The organism is Acidovorax sp. FG27, assembly GCF_040365715.1.
Lineage (GTDB): Bacteria > Pseudomonadota > Gammaproteobacteria > Burkholderiales > Burkholderiaceae_C > Paracidovorax.
Genome location: NZ_BAABVY010000010.1, coordinates 199,244 through 216,764 on the forward strand (window position 1 = coordinate 199,244; position 17,521 = coordinate 216,764).

Consider the following 17,521-nt stretch of genomic DNA (forward strand, 5'->3'; position numbering starts at 1 on the left):
CGCCCAACCATGACGCTGCCCACTCCGGTGCTGCAACTGCAGGGCGCCGCCTTCCGCACGCCGGAGGGCAGGGCGCTGATCGCGCCCATCGACGCCATCGTCCGGCCGGGCGAATGCGTGGCCCTGGTCGGCCCCAACGGGGCGGGCAAGAGCACGCTGCTGAAACTGCTGGCCGCCCGCCTGGCGCCCACCGAGGGCGCGGTGCGCCTGCTGGGGCGCGACTTGGCCGACTGGCCCGCCGCCGCGCGCGCCCGCCACGTGGCGCTGCTGAGCCAGGCCGAGGCGGTGGAGGGCGGCCTGCGCGTGCGCGACTACGTGGCCTTCGGCCGGCTGCCGCATCGGCACGGCGCCAGCCGCGCCGAACACGACGCGGCCGTGGAACATGCCCTGCGCACCTGCGCCGTGCACGGCCTGGCCGGGCGGGCGCTGGCCACGCTGTCGGGCGGCGAGCGCCAGCGCGTGCACCTGGCGCGGGCGCTGGCCCAGCAGCCCACGCTGCTGCTGCTGGACGAACCCACCAATCACCTGGACCTGGCCGCACGCGCCGACCTGCTGGCGCTGGTGCGCAGCCTGGGCCTGACGGTGGTCGCGGCACTGCACGAGCTGGGGCTGGTGCCGGGTTTCGCCACCCGCGCCTGGGTGCTGCAGGGCGGCCGGCTGGTGGCCGACGGCGCGCCGGCGCAGGCCCTGAGCGCCGCCCGGGTGGCTTCGGTCTTCGGGATGGAGCTGGTGCACACGCGGCACCCGCGCCACGGCGGCACGCTGTGGTCGTTCGAAAGGGCCGCAGCATGAGCGCGGGCAGGCGGTGGGCGAAACGGGTGGCGGCGCTGGCCGCCGCGCTGCTGGGCGTGGTGCCGGTTATGGCGATGGCTGCGGAGCCGGGCTTTCCCGTCACGGTCAGCAGCTGCGGCCAGCCGGTGCGCTTCGACGCACCCCCGCGCCGCATGGTGGTGCACGACCTCAACATGGCCGAAATGGCGCTGGCCCTGGGCCTGCAGCCGCGCATGGCGGGGGTGACCGGCATCACCGGCTGGTACAAGGCCGGGCCGGAATTCTTCAGCGCCCTGGGCCAGGTGCCCGAGCTGGCGCCCCGGTACCCGACGCTGGAAAACCTGCTGGCCGTGCAGCCCGACCTGTTCTTCGCCGGCTGGTACTACGGCATGCAGCCCGGCGGCGAGGTCACGCCCGCCACGCTGGCGCGCCACGGCGTGCCCACGCTGGTGCTGACCGAAAGCTGCATCCCCACCGGCGGAGTCAAGCCCGAGGCCACGCTCGACCTGCTCTACGGCGACGTGCTGCGCCTGGGCACCGTCTTCGGCCGGCAGGGCGCGGCCGAGCGGCTGGTGGCCGGCTGGCGTGGGCGGGTGCGCGCCGCCGCCCAGCCGCCGCTGGCGCGGGCGCCGCGCGTGTTCGTCTACGACTCGGGCGAGGACAAGCCCTTCACCGCCGGCCGCGCCGCCATGCCGCAGGCGCTGATCGCGGCGGCCGGCGGCGCCAATGCCCTGGGCGACCTGGCCATGGGCTGGGGCACCGCGTCCTGGGAGGCCGTGGCCGAGCGCGACCCGCAATTCATCGTGCTGCTCGACTACCAGAACGGCCAGGGGCCGGAGCACCTGCGCCGCGTGCTGGAGCGGCACCCCGCCATGCGCTTGACGCAGGCCGTGCGCGAGCGCCGCTATGTCGTGCTGCGCTATGCCGAGTTGACGCCGGGGCCCGCCAACATCGACGCCATCGAGAAGATCGCCCGCGCCCTGAGGGCGCCCCGGTGAAGCCCCGCGCCGTCGCCCTGGCCCTGGCCGGTGCGCTGCTGCTGGGCGCGCTGGCCGTGGCCTCGCTCGCCGTCGGCAGCCAAACGCTGGGCTGGCGCGCGGCGCTGGCCGCCCTGGCGGGGCCCTGGGCGCCCGGGTGGGCCGGCCCGCCGCCGGGCGAGATGGCCCAGGCCATCGTGCGCGAGCTGCGCCTGCCGCGCCTGCTGCTGGCGCTGCTGGTGGGCGCCTCGCTGGCGGTGGTGGGCAGCCTGCTGCAGACCAGCACCCGCAACGACCTGGCCGACCCTTTTCTCTTCGGGCTGTCGTCCGGCGCCTCGGCCGCCGCCGTGGCCGTGATCGGCTGGGCCGGCGACGCGCTGGGCGCCTGGACCCTGCCGCTCGCCACCTTCGGCGGCGCGCTGGTCGCCGCGGGCGCGGTGCTGCTGCTGGTGCGCCGGGTGGGCGGCGAAGGGCCGGCCCACATGGTGCTGGGGGGCCTGGCGATGTCGTTCCTGCTGGGGGCGGTGACCCAGGTGCTGGTGTTCGCCGGCGACCAGCGCGCGGCGCATGCGGTGGTGTTCTGGTCGCTCGGCGGGCTGGGCCTGGCGCGGTGGGACAACCTCTGGCTGCCCGCAGCCGGCCTGCTGCTTGCCGCCGCCTTCGTCGCCCGGCGCCACCGGGCGCTGGACACGCTGCTGGCCGGCGACGACACCGCCCACAGCCTGGGCGTGGCACCGCAGCGGCTGCGGCTGCAGGTGTTCGTCGTCGCGGCGCTCAGTACCGCCTGCTGCGTGGCGCTCTGCGGCGTGATCGGCTTCGTCGGGCTGATGGTGCCGCACCTGGCGCGGCGCCTGGCCGGCCCGCTGCATGCGCGCTTCGTGCCGCTGGCGGCGGTGCTGGGCGCCGCGCTGCTGCTGGCCAGCGATCTGGTCGCCCGCACGGCGCTGGGCGCGCAGGAGCTGCCGGTGGGCATCGTCACCGCCGGCCTCGGCGCCTGCTGCGTGATGGCCTTGCTGCGGCGGCACGGCCGGTAAGGCGGGGCGGAGCGCGCCCCCCATCCAACTTTTGGTTCCATCGTCATGGAAACAAAGTCGTTCAGCTTGGATAGAAGCAAATCTACGATGGGGCCGTGTTGTTGTCCCGGAGAGAATTTCGTGCTCGCTCACCCCGGCGCTCCATGCGCCCCGTTCCGCGCCTCGTTCCGCGCTTTTCATCCTGCCGTCGAAGGGCGGCCATGAATTTCCAGCAACTGCGATCCCTGCGCGAGGCGGTGCGCTGCGGCTTCAACCTGACCGACGTGGCGGCCATGCTGCACACCTCGCAGCCCGGCGTGAGCCGCCAGATCCGCGAGCTGGAGGACGAGCTGGGCGTGGACATCTTCGTGCGCGCCGGCAAGCGCCTGACCGGGCTAACGCCGCCCGGTGAAACGCTGCTGCCCATCGTCGAGCGGCTGCTGCTGGAGGCCGACAACCTCAAGCGCGTGGGCCACGATTTCAGCGCCAGCCAGGAGGGGCGGCTCTCGGTCGCGGCCACCCACTCGCAGGCCCGCTACGCGCTGCCGCACGTGGTGCGCGACTTCCGCGCGCTCTTTCCGCAGGTCACGCTGCACCTGCACCAGGGCTCGCCCCGGCAGGTGGCCGAGATGCTGCTGAGCGGCGAGGCCGACATCGGCGTCGCCACTGAAGCGCTGGCCGGCTACGAGGCCCTGGTGGCGCTGCCCTGCTACCGCTGGACGCACAGCATCGTCGTGCCGCCCGGCCATCCGCTGCTGGAGGGCGATGAACCCGTCACGCTGCAGCAACTGGCGCGCTACCCGATCGTCACCTACGAGCTGGGCTACACCGGCCGCGCCCACATCGACGAGGCCTTCGCCCGCGAGGGCCTGGCCCCGGACGTGGTGCTGACGGCCATGGACGCCGACGTCATCAAGACCTATGTAGAGCTGGGCATGGGTGTGGGCATCGTCGCCTCCATCGCCGTCGATCCGGACCGGGACCGGCACCTGCGGGCGCTGGACGCACGGCACCTCTTCGAGGTCAACCTCACCCGCCTGGCCGTGCGGCGCGGCAGCTGGCTGCGGGGATATGCCTACCGCTTCATCGAAACCTTCGTGCCCACGCTGACCCGCGCCACCGTCGAACAGGCCATGGCCGCGCCTGCCGCCGCCGCCATCTCCCCGGGCTGAGTGGTGGCCAGCCGGCTCCCCGACCGGCCACAATCCGGGCCATGGAACGCTTCACCATCTCGCTGGACGACGACCTCGCGCACGCCTTCGACCACCTGATCGCCGAGCGCGGCTACGGCAACCGCTCCGAGGCCGTGCGCGACGTGCTGCGCGCCCACCTGGCCCGGCTGCAGGAAGGGCGCCACGCCGACGGGCCCTGCGTGGCCAATCTTTCGTATGTGTACAACCACCATGAGCGCGACCTGTCGGACCGGCTGGCGCGGCTGCAGCATGGCCATCATGCGATGACGCTGGCCACCACGCACGTGCACCTGGACCACGACCAGTGCATCGAAACCGTGCTGCTCAAGGGCCCTGCCAGCGAGGTGCGCCGTTTCGCCGACCGGCTGATGGCCGAGCGCGGCGTGCACCACGGGCAGCTCAACGTGGTGATGGTGGGCGCGCTGGCGCCGGCGCCGTCCGAGGCGGCGACGCACTCCCACCCGCATCGCCAGGGCTGAAGCGCCGAGACCGGAGCGGGCAGGCGGGTATGCCCTTCGGCGTATGTTTGGGCGCATCCAGGGTATGAACTTTGCTTTTTTCTTCATACAAACAGCAAATCCTCATGCCATTTCCCACCTTCTCCCGTTTCTCCTCCGCCGTTTGCTTCCGCCTTTCGCGCCTTTCCGGTGCGGCGCTCGCCATGCTGGTGCTGCATGCCGTTCCGGCGGGTGCGCAAACCGCCGATCCCCAGGCCGACCTGCCCACTTTGGGTGCGATGGATGTCAAGGGCCAGGCCGCCCGCGGCGCCGATGCTGCCTATTCGACGACGCGCCTGGACACGCAGGACATCCAGGCCCGGCACGTCAGCCAGCCGGAGGAGCTGTTCCGCCAGGTGCCCGGCATGAACGTGCAGGACTACCAGCTCTCGGGCGTGGGCAATGCCATCGTCCTGCGCGGCTTCGGTGGCGGCGGGCATGGTGGCGACGTGGGCGTGGTGCTGGACGGCATTCCGCTCAACGAGGCCATGTCGCATGCCGACGGCTATGTGGATTTCAACGTCATCGTGCCGCTGGAGATCGACACCCTGACCGTCTACAAGGGGCCGGTCTCGGCCCTGTACGGCAACTTCAACCGGGCCGGCCTGATCGCGGTGCAGACGCGCAAGGGCGGCTCCTACCAGGACGTGGATGTCAGTGCCGCGTCGCACGGCACGCTGGATGCGCAGGCCGCGCTGGGCCTGAAGCTGGGCGAGGGCGATGCACTGAACCTGGCAGCCCAGCACGCTCGCACCGATGGCTTTCGCGCCCAGTCGCAGGCCGAGCGCACCACGCTGGCCGGCCGCTGGAGCCACCGCATCGCGCCCGCGCTGGAGGTGGCGCTGTCGGGCCATCTGCATGAGGCGAGCGGCGATTCGCCCGGCTACCTCACGGCCGCGCAGTTCGCCACCGACCCCTACGGGCGTGACCCGCGCGCCATGAACGATGGCGCGAAGAAGCACTTCGGCACCCTGCGCGCCGACGTGCAGTACGACCTGGCGCCCGATCTGAAGTGGTTGGGCTTCGCCTACGCCACGCGGCAGGACTTCACCCGCTGGTTCAGCCGGCCGGTGAGCGCCGCCGCCTGGCGCCAGCGTGAAGAGGCCTACGACCGCGCCGTCCAGGGCGTTGGCACCAGCCTGAACGGCCGCAGCGCGCTCGCAGGCGCCCCGCTGAACTGGGTCGCGGGCGTGGAGGCCTTCCGCGAATCGACCGACTATCTGTTCCACGACGGGCTGACCCACCGTGCGCGCAGCGCTCCGGCAGGCTACGACCGCAATGCGCGCCTGAGCAGTGTGTCCGCCTTCGCCGAGGTCGATGCGCCGCTGCACCCGTTGCTGCAGCCCTCGGCCGGCCTGCGCTGGGACCGGTTCACGGGCGCCTGCCGCCAGAACGGCGCCGAAACGGGCACCGACCCCTGCGGGCCCATGGCGCGCACGTCGCACGCCAGCCCCAAGCTGGGCGTGCGCTCCCAGGTCTTGCCGGGCCTGCTGCTGCGCGCCAACTGGTCCGAAGGCTTCGCGCTGGCCAGCAACTTCGCCAAGTACGCACTGGGTGCGGCGCAGCTCGATCCCAACGTGTTCCGCCAGACCGAATTGGGCGCGCAGATCCAGCCGCTGGACGGCCTGGTGCTGGACGTGGCGGCCTACCGGCTGCTGTCGTCCGGCGAGATCCGCGCCGTGGCCCCCGGCCTCTACGAGAACTACGGCGCCACCCGCCGCACCGGCGTGGAAGCCGGCGCGCTCTGGGCGGTGCGCCGTGACCTGGACCTGACGCTGGCCTGGGGCAGCGCCCGGTCCCGCGTCACGCAGAACGGCAACGCGGCGCTGGTCGGCCGGCAGGTGGCGGGCGTGCCGCGCTACAGCGCCACGCTGGGCGCCGCGTGGCGGCCGGTGGCGGGCTGGGAGGGCACGGCCACCTGGCGCCGCGTGGGCCGTTATGCGGTCAATGCGGACAACAGCGTGGCCTACGGCGGCTATGCCACCTGGGACCTGGGCCTGAACTACACGCCTGCCGGCACGCGCCACCGCTTCTATGCCACCGTCGCCAACCTGTCGGGCAAGGCGTACGCCACCTCGGCCGCCGTCGTCGCCGGCCAGACCCTGTATGCACCCGGCGCGCCGCGCACCTTCAAGGTCGGCGTGCAGGGATCGTTCTGATGACCTTCGTTCTTCTCCCCACCATGCCATCCGCCCGCCGCATCGCCTCCGCCCGCCGCCGGGCTGCCCTTCTGGCTCTGGCCCTGGCCGCCACGCCCGGCGCCTGGGCGCACAACGTGTGGCTGGAGCCCAATGCGGCCGGCGGCTACCTGGTGCAGTTCGGCGGCCATGCGGGCCAGCGCGAGGCCTTCGACACGGCCAAGCTCAAGAGCGTGCAGGCGTTCGACCGGCGCGGCCGGCCTATCGATGTGGCCGTCGCCCCCGTGGCCGGCGGCGTGCGCGTGCAGCCGGCCAAGCAGGCGGCCCTGCTGGCCGCGCATTTCGACAACGGCATCTTCAGCCGCGTGGGCGACGGGCCCATGGTGGAGAAGCCCATGAATCAGCACCCCGGCGCCACCAGCGGCGTGCATGCGGTCAAGTACCACAAGAGCATCATCCAGTGGGGCGTGGTCGCCAAGAAGCCGCTGGGCCAGCCCTTCGAGATCGTGCCCCTGGCGCACGAAACCCCGCATGCCGGCCAGCCGCTGCGCGTGCAGGTGCTGCTGGACGGCAAGCCCGCCGCCGGCATCCGCCTCAGCTGGGGCGAGCAGGGTGCGCCGGTCACCACCGCGCCCGACGGCACCGCCACCGTCACGCCCGTGGCCGGCCCCAACCAACTGACGGCCATCCGCCGTGCGCCGGTCGAGGGCGATGCGCGCTTCACCTCGTTGAGCTGCGAGTACCTGCTGGCGTTTCCGGCGCATTGACTGACGGGTGTTCCGCCGGGCGAACCGAAAGCCCTGGAAGCCCCTCCGCATTTTTTTGAGCCAAAACCGCCTTCGCCGCCCGCATATTCTGCGCCGGGCGCTATGCAGACGATAGCGATTCACCCCGTTTGCGGCACCCGGTAGTGGTAGCGGTACAGGTCGGCAAACCCTAAGCCCGCGTAGAGCTGCCGCGCCCCGGCGTTGCCATCGCGCACCTGCAGGTAGGCCTCGGTCGCGCCCTGGTCCCGCGCCCAGGCCAGCAGGCCCTGCATCAGCGTGCGGCCGTGGCCCCGGCGCCGGTGGGTGGGTGAGATCACGATGTCGTAGAAGCCCGCCAGGCCGTCTTCGCACACCGCCAGCCCGAAGCCGATGGCCGCCCCCGCCTCGTGCAGGGTGGCAAAGCCCGCCGGCGCCGCGATGGCGCGCACCATGGCGTGGTGCACGCGGTGGTGGCGCCCGTCCACCCCGTTGGCGCGGGCGAAGCCCTCCAGCCAGCCGGCGCCGGGCCGGGCGGTGACGTCCAAGCCGTGCGGGCAGGGCGGCGGCGCCTCGGGCAGCGGGCGCGCCATCACCCGCGAGGCGTCGAAGGCCGCGTAGCCGGCGGCGGCCAGCGCGGCGTCGGCCTCGGGCCCGGCCAGGGGCGTGAGCCGAAAGACCGCCGGCAGCGCGCGGCGGGCATAGAACGCCTCGGCCGCGGCCTGCACGCCGCCGAAGCCCGCCTGCGGCACCGCGGCGTTGGCCGAGTTGGCGCGCTTGGTGAAGCCGCCCGCGCCGCGCAGCAGCCAGTCGCCCTGCCGCTGCACCTCGGGCGCCGGCCAGGCGCGGAAGGCGTGGGTCTCGACGCGGTGAACGAGTGTCAGCGCGGGCGAGGGACCGGTGCCCGGGGGCGTGTTCGGCCCGGGCGGGTGGGGTGGCGGCGATGCTGACAGCATGGTTCGATGTGTTTTCGGGCTCTGGCGCTTGGATTTCAAGGGGGTGATGCTATCGAATGCGTAGCATTCGGCGTGCATCCGTTCCATGGTGCCATGCGGATGGCACCGGCGGCGGTGGCTGGGCGGGTGCCGTAGTGCAGCCCCGGCCGGGCCTGCGGCGGCAGGGCGGCCTTAGGCGCCCGTGTAGACTGCGCGGTTTTTTCCACCGGTATCCATGGCGCAGCGACCCGATCGCACTCCGTTGACCGGCTCCACGCTCGTCCGCCTCTTGGCGGGGCTCATCGACCCGCAGCAGCGGGTGCGCGACTCCAGGATGTCGTTCGCCGACGCCCTGAACCAATGGACGGGCTGGACCGAGTCCATTGCTCTTTCCAAGGCCCTCGACCGCCCGCTGGCCGCGGCGGCGCCGCCCGTGCCCCCGGGCGATGCGCCCGGCCGCCTCGGCGAGTGCGAGGCCGAGCACGGCCGCGTGCGCGCGCTGCTGGCGCAGTCCATCGCCCGCGAGGTGGACGCCGCCGGCCGGGGCCCGCTCGACGCCGGCATGGGCTTTGCCCCGTTCCGCCACTGCCTGCAGTCGCGCCAGCAGGCGATGGAGATCGCCATCGCCCCGCTGCGCGAGCGCGTGCGGGCGGCGCTGGCCGAATGCGGTGGCGAGGCCGGGCGGCTGGCCGCCGTCGATGCGGTGATGGCCGAGGTGCTGGCCGCGCAGGAGCGCCGCCTGCTGGCCACCCTGGCGCCGATGCTGGGCCGCCACTTCGAGCGCCTCTGCGCGCCGGGCGCGGAGCCCTCCGCCGAGGCGCCGCAGCCGGTGGATGACGCGGCGGCGCAGGCCGCCGCCGCCACGCTGGAAGCCCGCCGCGACTGGTTCCGCCTGGACCTGCAGGCCGTGCTGCTGGCCGAGCTGGAACTTCGATTGCAACCGGTGCAGGGCCTGCTCGCAGCCTTGCGCCAACACTCCACCCGAGGTGGTTCATGACGCAGTACAACGACGACAACGCCCCAGACGACAACCCTCTCGCGCTTGCGCCGGCAGCCGGCGGCGCCGGCGCGGCCGCCCCGGGGCCTGGCGCCACGGCGGCCTTCGCCGCTGCCTTCGCCACCGGTGTGGCGGTGATCGGCTGGGTGGCGGTGGGCTATGGCGTCGGCCACCCGCTGGCGCTCGCCATCACCGTGGCCATCGGGTGCTTCTACCTGCTGGGCGCGCGCGAACTGCACGGCTACCGCCAGGACACGCGGGCGCTGGCCGGCGCGTTGCGGGCCATGCCGGGCGGTGCCGCCGCCGGGTCGCTCGCCGATTGGCTGGACCGGCTGCCTGCCGGCTTGCGCAACGCCGTGCGCCAGCGCGTCGAAGGCGGGCGGGCCGGCCTGCCCGCGCCGGTGCTGGCGCCGTACCTCACCGGCCTGCTGGTGCTGCTGGGCATGGTCGGCACGTTCCTGGGCATGGTCGTCACACTGCAGGGCACGGGCGCCGCGCTCTCCGGCGCCGACGGGCTGGGCGCCATCCGCGATGCGCTGTCCGCGCCGGTGCGCGGGCTGGGGCTGGCCTTTGGCACCTCGGTCGCCGGCGTGGCGGCATCGGCCATGCTGGGCCTGATGGCGGCGCTCGCCCGGCGCGAGCGCCTGCAGGCCGGCCAGCAGCTCGATGCGCTGCTGCCGACCACGCTGCGACCCTTCACCCCCTCGCACCAGCGCGAAGCATCGCTGCGGCTGCTGGAGCAGCAGGCCGGCCAATTGCCCGCGCTGGTCGATCGCATCACCGAAGCCATGGCGGCCATGGAACGCGGCCAGGCCGCGCTGGCCGAGCGGCTGCAGGTCGACCAGGCGCGCTTCTACCGCGAAACCGCAGCCGCCTACACCGGCCTGGCGGCGGCCGTCGAACGCACGCTCATGGCCAGCACCGCCGAAAGCGCGCGCCTGGCCGGCGCCGCCCTTCAGCCGGCGGTGGAAGCGGCCCTGGCCGGCCTGGGCCGCGAAAGCGCGCAACTGCAGACCGCGCTGGCCGATCAGGTGCGCCGGCAGCTGGACGGCATGGCCCGCCAGTTCACGGCCGCCACCGGCGCCGTGACCACCCAGTGGACCGAGGCATTGGACACCCACCGACAGACCAGCGACGCCACCGCCCAGGCGCTGCAGGGCACGCTGGAGGGCTTCACCCACCAGTTCGAGCAGCGCAGCACCGCGCTGGCGGACGAGCTGGCCGGGCACCTGGCCCGCCAGTCCGACACCCTGGCCGCCCGCTGGAGCGAGGCGCAGGCCCGCCAGGCGAGCGAGGCCGCGCAACACGCCGCCCGCCATGAAGCGGCGCTGCAGGACGCCGCCGACCATTGGGCCCGCCATGCCGGCGCCCTGCATGCCAGCGTGCAGGACGGCCACGCCCGCCTGCAGGCCGAACTGGCCGAGCGCGATGCCGCGCGCCAGCAGGCCTGGGACGACGCCCTGCGGGCCGTCTCCGGCGCGCTGCAGCGCGACTGGCAGACCGCGCAGGACGGCGCCACGCGCCAATGGCGCGAACTGGGCGGCCAACTGGCCGCCACCGCCCAGGGCATCGCCGACCGCAGCGCCGAACAGGCCGGCCACCTGCTCACGCAGATCGACCGCCGCGCCGCGCAGGACGAGGCGCGGCAAGCCGCCTGGACGCAGTCCCTGCAAGCCGTGGCCGAAAGCCTGCGCGCCGAATGGCAGGCGGCGCAGCTGCAATCGACCGGCCAGTGGCACCAGCTGGGCGAGGTGCTGGCCGCCACGGCGGACGGCATCAGCCGGCGCAGCGCCGAGCAGGCCACCCATTTGCTCGGCCAGATCGAGCGCCGCGCCGCGCAGGACGAGGCGCGGCAAGCTGCCTGGACGCAGTCGCTGCAGGCCGTGGCCGAAAGCCTGCGCGCCGAATGGCAGGCCGCGCAATTGCAATCGACCGGCCAGTGGCACCAGCTGGGCGAGGTGCTGGCCGCCACGGCCGACGGCATCAGCCAGCGCAGCGCCGAGCAAGCCACCCATTTGCTGGGCCAGATCGAACTCCGCGCCGCGCAGGACGAGGCGCGCCAGGCCGCCTGGACGCAGTCGCTGCAAGCCGTGGCTGAAAGCCTGCGCGCCGAATGGCAGGCGGCGCAGCTGCAATCGACCGGCCAGTGGCACCGGCTGGGCGAAGTGCTGGCCGCCACGGCGGACACCGTGACGTCCCGTGCGGCCGAGCAGGCCACGCAGGCGCTGGAGCGCATCGACCAGCGTGCGGCGCAGGACGAAGCCCGCCAGGCGGCGTGGGCGGAATCGCTGCGCGCCCTGTCCACCACCTTGCGCGGCGAATGGGAGCAGGCCGGCGCGGCGACGGCCGCCCGCTGGGACGAGGCCAGCGCGGCCCTGGCCCGCAGCACCGGCGAGATCACCGAGGCGCTCGACGCGCACGCCCAGCGCACGCTGGGCGAGATCGGCACCCTGGTGCAAACCGCCTCCGAGGCCCCGCGCGCGGCGGCCGAGGTGATCGGCGAGCTGCGCCGCAAGCTGGAGGACGGCATGGCCCGCGACAACGACATGCTGCAGGAGCGCAGCCGCATCCTGTCCAGCCTGTCCACCCTGATGGAGACGGTGCAGGAAAGCTCGGCCCGCCAGCGCGGCGCCATCGACGCGCTGCTGGACGGCAGCAGCGCCGCCCTGGACCAGGCCGGCACGCGCTTCGCCGCCACGCTAGAGGCCCAGGCCGGCCGCATGGACGGCGTGGCCGCGCAGCTCACGGGCAGCGCGGTGGAGGTCGCCAGCCTGGGCGAGGCCTTCGGCGCGGCGGTGCAGCACTTCGGCCATGCGAACGAACAGCTGGTGGCGCAGCTGCAGCGCATCGAGGCGGCGCTCGCCAAATCGCTGGCGCGCAGTGACGAGCAGCTCGACTACTACGTCGCCCAGGCGCGCGAGGTGATCGAGCTGAGCGTGGGCGCGCAAAAGCAGGTGATGGACGGGCTGCAGCAGGTGGCGTCGGCCGCCCGCGCCCCGGCCGTGGCGGAAAGCGCGGGGGCGTAAGGCGATGCTGGGCCACGAAGACCCGGAGGCCGGCACCAGCCTGGACGCCGACGTGCCCGTGTGGGCGGTGTTCGGCGACCTGATGGCGGGCGCGCTGGGCGCCTTCGCGCTGATCCTGGTGGCGGCGCTGGGCATGCAGATGGACCTGACCGAGCGGCTCAAGACCGAGCAGCGCGAGCGCGAGGCGCAGACCCAGCGCCTGCAGACGCTGGAGCAGGCCCTGGCCGGGCCGCTGGCCGGCGGGCGGGTGACGCTGGTGGACGGGCGCATCGGCATTAGCGGCAACGTGCTGTTCGCGCTCAATTCCGACGAGCTGCAGCCCGAGGGGCGGCAGCTGCTGCGCAGCCTCTCGGGGCCGCTGGCCGGCTATCTCGGCTCGCGCAATGAAATCCTGATGGTGAGCGGCTTCACCGACGACCAGCCGGTGCGCGGCGGCAACCGCTTTGCCGACAACTGGGAGCTGTCGGCGCAGCGCGCGCTCACGGTGACCCGGGCGCTGATCGACGCCGGGGTGCCACCCTCCGCCGTGTTCGCGGCGGCCTTCGGCGCCGAGCAGGCGGTGGCACCCAACACCGATGCGACCGGCCGGGCGCGCAACCGCCGGGTGGAGATGGCGCCCATGCCCCGTCCTGCCCGCAGCGGCGTGGCGGCGGGCGTGGGCTCGGATCGCCGCGACGCGGCACGCTGAAGGGCCCGCCATGGCTGAAAACGCGCCCGCCGACCCCTGCGTCAGCACCAGCGCCAGCGCGGATCCGTGCGCCGGCGCCGGCCTGCCAGCGCTGCTGGCCGAGTGGCACGCCCTGGGCGCCCACCGGGCGGAGCCGGTGCGCTTCGCGCTGGTGGAGGCGCTCGCACGGCGCGCCGCCGGGCAGGGTGGCGCGGCGCGGCAGTGGATCGACGCCCGGCTGCAAGTGCTGGTGGCCGACCTGCGGCTGCGGCTGGCCGGCCGGGGCCTGCTGCCGACGGGCGGTGACGGTGACGGTGACGGTGGCAACGGCTCCGGCGCGCAGGCCGCATCGGCAGCGGCGCCTGCACCACCACGGCGCGGCGCTCTGGGCCGGCTGGCCGATGCGCTGGCCGGGCCGGCGGATGGCGCCGACGGCACGGTCACGCATCGGCTGGCGGAATTCGCCGAGCCCGCAACGGGCCGCCGCGCATCGCCCAAGCCCCGCCCGGGGCAGCCCGCCGCCCCGGGCGCGGTCACGGCCGTGGATGTGCCCGCCGGCACTCTGCCGAGCACGGCGCTCGGCGGCGGCGGCACGCAGGCGGGCGCGCCGCGGGAGCTCGCCTCGGTGCAGCGCTTTCGCGGCACCTGGTCGCGCCTGTCGGCGCACGAGCGCCTGCGCCAGACCCTGGCCCAGGTGCCGCCGCAGGCCGGTCCGCTGAACGCGCTGCACCTGCTGCACCGTGCGCTGGTCGGCATGCAGGACGTGTCGCCGGACTACCTGCAGCATTTCGTCGCGCACGTCGATGCGCTCTTGTGGCTGGAGCAGGTGCACGCCGCGTCGATGGCGGCGCCGGCCGCGCGCTCGGCCTCCCGGCGCAAGCCGGCGGTGCGCAAGCGCTGAGAACGTGTTTCCGATCTCGCAGGGGATCGCGTTGGATCGCAATCGGGATGAGTGGATGCTGCGGATGCGCCGCATGGGCTCGTGCCCATGCAAGCAGCCGGAGCCTCAAAACTCGTTGCCATGGCCCGATTTCGCTCCAACCCGAAGGGCAGCGGTGTGGGCGGGCGGTCTGCGGCGTTGCGGCGCTTGTGGATGGCCCAAGCTATCCACTGCGCACCGCGCCTTGCAGCCCACCCGCCCACACCGCTGCGCGACCCCTGGGAGATCGTAAACACGTTCTGAAGCGGCCGGAAAGCTCAGCGGGCGGGCCGCTGGGCCAACACCCACGCCGCCAGCGTGGCCGCGTCCGCGGCCGTCACCTGGGGCTGGCGCGGCATGATGACCCGGCCCCATTCGCCCACGCTGCCCTGGCGGATGCGGCCTGCCAGCCGCTCGGCCGCACCGGCGTCGTCCCGATAGCGCTCGGCCACCTGAATGAAGGCCGGGCCGACGAAATGGCGCGCCACGGCATGGCAGCGCAGGCAGCCCTTGTCCTGCGCCAGCGCCGCGCCGGCGGGCTGCGGGGCGTCTGCTGCTTGCGACGTGTCGGCCGCCCAAGCGCCGCAGGCCGCCGCGCGGAGCGCCCAGGCGGCCACGAGGGCGCGAACGGGGCGGTAGCGCGGGGTCATGGGTTCTTTCAATGGCAAAAAGGCATCCGGCGCCCGTATTCAGGGCGCCGGATGCTCTGATTTCGATAGCGGTGGGCGTTCCGCCGCCGCCGTCAGTTCTTCTGCTGGGGCTTGGGCTGCGCCTCGGCCTGGGCGCGGGCCTGCTGCGGCGTCTGCGCGCCTTGCTGCTGTGCGGTCTTCTTCGGCGTTTCGCGCTTCAGGCGTTCCAGCTCCGCCTGGGCTTCCTTCAGGTTGGCGCGGGCCTTGGCGGCGTCGCCCTTGCCGTCTTTTTCGGCGCTGTCCACGGCCTTCTGCATCTGGGTGACCTTCTTTTCCTGGGTGCTGATGCGGCGGTCCTGCATGGCGCGGGCGCCGGGCTCGGAGCAGCTCACGGCCAGCTCGCCGCGGGCGCGTTCCAGCGACAGCATGCGTGCGTCCTCGCCGGCCGCCTTGGCCTTGTCCATCTCGCTGGTCAGGCGTTCGTGCTGGAATTTGCAGTCCTCCTGGCTGGCGGGCTGGGCGTGGGCGAGGGCGGATGCGGCGAGTGCGGCGGCGGCGATCAGGGTGCGTGCGAGCGTCATGGAAAACCTTCTGCGAAAAGATGGCGCCGAGGATGGCACGGCGCCGGCCCGCGGCCCGTCGGACGAGGGCGCATCGCGGCGCAAGCGGCGCCAAGCGGCGGGCAGCGCGGGGCGCCGCTCAGCGCGTGCCGCCCGCCGGCGGCCGCAGTCCGGTCAGCCCTGGCATGGCGGCCCGCATCAGTTCGAGAAAGCTGCGCAGCCGGGCCGGATAGTGCCGCGCGGGCGGGTACACCAGCGACACCGGCAGCGGCACGGCCTGCCAGTCGGGCGCCAGGTGCAGCAGCCGGCCCCGCCGCAGGTCTTCCTGCACCGCCCAGGCGGAAGCGATGCAGGCGCCCAGCCCCGCCAGCGCGGCGCTGCGCATGGCGTAGAGGCTGTCGGTCGCCAGCCGGGGCGCTATCGAGAAGCGCAGCGCCTCGCCGCTCGCCTGGTGGTGCAGGGCGACTTCGCGCCGGTAGTAGGGGTTGAGCGCCAGCCAGGGCAGCGCCTCCAGGCCGCGCACGTCGTCCGGCCCCCGGCCTGCCCGCGCCTGCGCCACGGCGGGCGCGGCCACCACGATGCGCGGCACCTCGGCCAGCAGGATCGCCACGACCGCCGGGTCTTCCACCGGGCCGACCTGGATGGCGCAGTCGATACCCTCGGCGATGAAGTCCGGCCGGCGGTCGTGCAGCAGCCACTGCACGTCCACCGCCGGGTAGCGCCGCAGGTAGTCCGCCAGCGGGGCGATCAGCTGCTCCTGCCCGAAGGCGTGGGGCGCCAGCACCCGCAGCGTGCCCCGCGGCACGTCGCGCACGCCGCGCAGGTCGGCCTCCATGGCGTGCCAGTCGTCCAGCAGGGCCCGGGCGTGGGCGAAGCAGCGCTCGCCGTCGGGCGTGAGCTTCATCACGTGGGTGGAGCGCTGCAGCAGGCGCGCACCCATCAGGCGCTCGAGCGCCTGCAGCCGGCGGCTGACCGTCGGCTGGGTGGTGCCCAGCTGCTGCGCGGCGGCGGAGAGGCTGCCCGACTCGACGATGCGCACGAAGGTCTGCAGCAGATCGATCCGGTCGGCCCCGGCGGCAAGGGTTGGGTTCATGCGCAGAGCGTATAGCGGATGTGCGCGCCGTGGGGCTACCGCGGCCCGCAGCGCCTGCCTACCATCGCTGCATCGCGCCTCAGGCCATCTGGCGCCTCTCGGATTCCACCATGAACACCACCCCTTCACCCATTCGGCATACGCATGCCAGCCAATCACCCACCGGCGCGGCGGTCGCGCAGATCGGCACGCCGCTGCTGATGCTGCTGGCCACCACGGCGGGCCTGGGCGCCGCCTCCATCTACTACAGCCAGCCCATGCTGGGCGTGCTGGGCGAGGAGCTGCGGGCCGCACCGTCCACCGTGGGCCTGGTGCCGACGCTGACGCAGCTCGGCTACGGCCTGGGGCTGCTGCTGCTGGCGCCGCTGGGCGACCGGTATGACCGCCGCAGCATCATCCTGGCCAAGTCGGCCGCGCTGATCGTGGCGCTGGTGCTGAGCGGCCTCGCGCCCGGCATCGGCGCGCTGCTGGCGGCCAGCCTGGCGGTGGGCCTGGCCGCGACGCTGGCGCAGGACGTGGTGCCGGCCGCGGCCACGCTGGCGCCGCCCGAGGCGCGTGGCCGCGCCGTCGGCACCGTGATGACGGGCCTGCTGCTGGGCATCCTGCTGTCGCGGGTGGTGAGCGGCTTGGGCGCGCAGGCCTGCGGCTGGCGCGCGGTGTACCTGGGCGCGGCCGCCGCCGTGGCGCTGATGGCGCTGGCCGTGTGGCGCGGCCTGCCCCGCTTCGCGCCCACCACGCGGCTGGGCTGGCCGGCGCTGATGGGCTCGCTGTGGGACCTGTGGCGCCGCCACGGCCCCTTGCGCAGGGCGGCGCTGTCGCAGGGCCTGCTGGCGTTGGGCTTCAGCGCCTTCTGGTCCACGCTGGCGGTGATGCTGCACGGGCAATTCCAGCTGGGCACGGCGGCCGCGGGCGCGTTCGGCCTGGCGGGGGCGGCGGGCGCGCTGGCGGCGCCGCTGGCCGGCCGGCTGGCGGACCGGCGCGGGCCGGAGGTCGTCACGCGCAGTGGGGCGGCGCTGGCGGCCGTGTCGTTCGCCGCGATGGCCCTTGCCGCCTGGCTGCCGCCGCAGGGCCAGCTGGCGCTGATCGTGGCAGGCGCCATCGGGTTCGACTTCGGCGTGCAGGCGGCGCTGGTCGCGCACCAGACCATCGTCTACGGCCTGGAGCCCGCCGCCCGCAGCCGGCTGAACGCGCTGCTCTTCACCGGCATGTTCGCCGGCATGTCGGCCGGGGCGGCGCTGGGCGGGCTGGTGCTGGCGCACTGGGGGTGGATGGGCGTGGTGGCCCTCGCGGCCACGGCGTCTGCGGCGGCGCTGGCAGTGCGGCTGGCGCCCGCGCGCCGTTGATCGGGCCGGCCACCTGGCGC

16 protein-coding genes are annotated in these 17,521 nt (G+C 74.0%); 12 read left to right on the plus strand and 4 right to left on the minus strand.

The window, feature by feature from the left end:
- The first annotated feature begins 9 nt into the window (after window positions 1–9).
- The 7 genes from ABWV53_RS14800 to ABWV53_RS14830 all read left to right on the plus strand — a co-directional run bounded on the left by ABWV53_RS14800 (window position 10) and on the right by ABWV53_RS14830 (window position 7,356).
- Window positions 10–792: an ABC transporter ATP-binding protein gene (locus ABWV53_RS14800; protein ID WP_353366900.1), complete on the plus strand. Its 783-nt coding sequence runs from the start codon at window positions 10–12 to the stop codon at window positions 790–792.
- Entirely contained in the window at window positions 789–1,769 is a 981-nt protein-coding gene (locus ABWV53_RS14805; protein ID WP_353366901.1) for an ABC transporter substrate-binding protein, read from the plus strand. The genes ABWV53_RS14800 and ABWV53_RS14805 overlap by 4 nt, the downstream gene beginning before the upstream one ends.
- Window positions 1,766–2,782 carry a FecCD family ABC transporter permease gene (locus ABWV53_RS14810; protein ID WP_353366902.1) on the plus strand — a complete coding sequence of 339 codons (1,017 nt, stop codon included), beginning with the start codon at window positions 1,766–1,768 and terminating at the stop codon, window positions 2,780–2,782. Before ABWV53_RS14805 ends, ABWV53_RS14810 begins: the two co-directional genes overlap by 4 nt.
- A 200-nt stretch (window positions 2,783–2,982) precedes the next feature.
- Window positions 2,983–3,933, plus strand: coding sequence for a CysB family HTH-type transcriptional regulator (locus ABWV53_RS14815; RefSeq protein ID WP_353366903.1), 951 nt, complete (start codon window positions 2,983–2,985; stop codon window positions 3,931–3,933).
- Between the two features lie 41 nt (window positions 3,934–3,974).
- Window positions 3,975–4,433, plus strand: coding sequence for a nickel-responsive transcriptional regulator NikR (nikR, locus tag ABWV53_RS14820; protein ID WP_353366904.1), 459 nt, complete (start codon window positions 3,975–3,977; stop codon window positions 4,431–4,433).
- A gap of 104 nt (window positions 4,434–4,537) precedes the next feature.
- A complete protein-coding gene (locus tag ABWV53_RS14825; RefSeq protein ID WP_353366905.1) occupies window positions 4,538–6,610 on the plus strand; it encodes a TonB-dependent receptor in 2,073 nt (690 codons plus the stop codon).
- Window positions 6,610–7,356, plus strand: a complete 747-nt coding sequence (locus tag ABWV53_RS14830) for a DUF4198 domain-containing protein (RefSeq protein ID WP_353366906.1) — start codon at window positions 6,610–6,612, stop codon at window positions 7,354–7,356. The genes ABWV53_RS14825 and ABWV53_RS14830 overlap by 1 nt, the downstream gene beginning before the upstream one ends.
- A gap of 119 nt (window positions 7,357–7,475) precedes the next feature.
- On the opposite strand, the gene ABWV53_RS14835 is transcribed toward ABWV53_RS14830, so the two are convergent.
- Window positions 7,476–8,288, minus strand: a complete 813-nt coding sequence (locus ABWV53_RS14835) for a GNAT family N-acetyltransferase (RefSeq protein WP_353366907.1) — start codon at window positions 8,286–8,288, stop codon at window positions 7,476–7,478.
- A gap of 214 nt (window positions 8,289–8,502) precedes the next feature.
- Here ABWV53_RS14835 and ABWV53_RS14840 point away from each other — a divergent pair, with 214 nt between their 5' ends.
- From ABWV53_RS14840 to ABWV53_RS14855, 4 genes are read left to right on the plus strand one after another with little or no spacing between them, the layout of a single operon-like run.
- Complete coding sequence (locus tag ABWV53_RS14840) at window positions 8,503–9,264, plus strand: DUF3348 family protein (protein WP_353366908.1); 762 nt, start codon at window positions 8,503–8,505, stop codon at window positions 9,262–9,264.
- Window positions 9,261–12,290, plus strand: coding sequence for a DUF802 domain-containing protein (locus ABWV53_RS14845; protein ID WP_353366909.1), 3,030 nt, complete (start codon window positions 9,261–9,263; stop codon window positions 12,288–12,290). Before ABWV53_RS14840 ends, ABWV53_RS14845 begins: the two co-directional genes overlap by 4 nt.
- 4 nt (window positions 12,291–12,294) lie before the next feature.
- A complete protein-coding gene (locus ABWV53_RS14850; RefSeq protein ID WP_353366910.1) occupies window positions 12,295–12,978 on the plus strand; it encodes an OmpA family protein in 684 nt (227 codons plus the stop codon).
- 10 nt (window positions 12,979–12,988) lie between these two features.
- Window positions 12,989–13,858, plus strand: coding sequence for a DUF2894 domain-containing protein (locus ABWV53_RS14855; RefSeq protein ID WP_353366911.1), 870 nt, complete (start codon window positions 12,989–12,991; stop codon window positions 13,856–13,858).
- Between the two features lie 296 nt (window positions 13,859–14,154).
- On the opposite strand, the gene ABWV53_RS14860 is transcribed toward ABWV53_RS14855, so the two are convergent.
- From ABWV53_RS14860 to ABWV53_RS14870, 3 genes are all read right to left on the minus strand, one after another.
- Window positions 14,155–14,526, minus strand: coding sequence for a c-type cytochrome (locus ABWV53_RS14860; RefSeq protein WP_353366912.1), 372 nt, complete (start codon window positions 14,524–14,526; stop codon window positions 14,155–14,157).
- 92 nt (window positions 14,527–14,618) lie between these two features.
- The gene (locus ABWV53_RS14865; protein WP_353366913.1) at window positions 14,619–15,086 is read right to left on the minus strand and encodes a DUF1090 family protein; all 468 of its coding nucleotides are present in this window, start codon (window positions 15,084–15,086) and stop codon (window positions 14,619–14,621) included.
- 118 nt (window positions 15,087–15,204) lie between these two features.
- Entirely contained in the window at window positions 15,205–16,158 is a 954-nt protein-coding gene (locus tag ABWV53_RS14870) for a LysR family transcriptional regulator (RefSeq protein ID WP_353366914.1), read from the minus strand.
- A 110-nt stretch (window positions 16,159–16,268) separates the two neighbouring features.
- Here ABWV53_RS14870 and ABWV53_RS14875 point away from each other — a divergent pair, with 110 nt between their 5' ends.
- Window positions 16,269–17,501 (plus strand): MFS transporter, encoded by a 1,233-nt coding sequence (locus ABWV53_RS14875; RefSeq protein WP_502903909.1) that lies wholly within the window; start codon window positions 16,269–16,271, stop codon window positions 17,499–17,501.
- Window positions 17,502–17,521 lie beyond the last annotated feature (20 nt).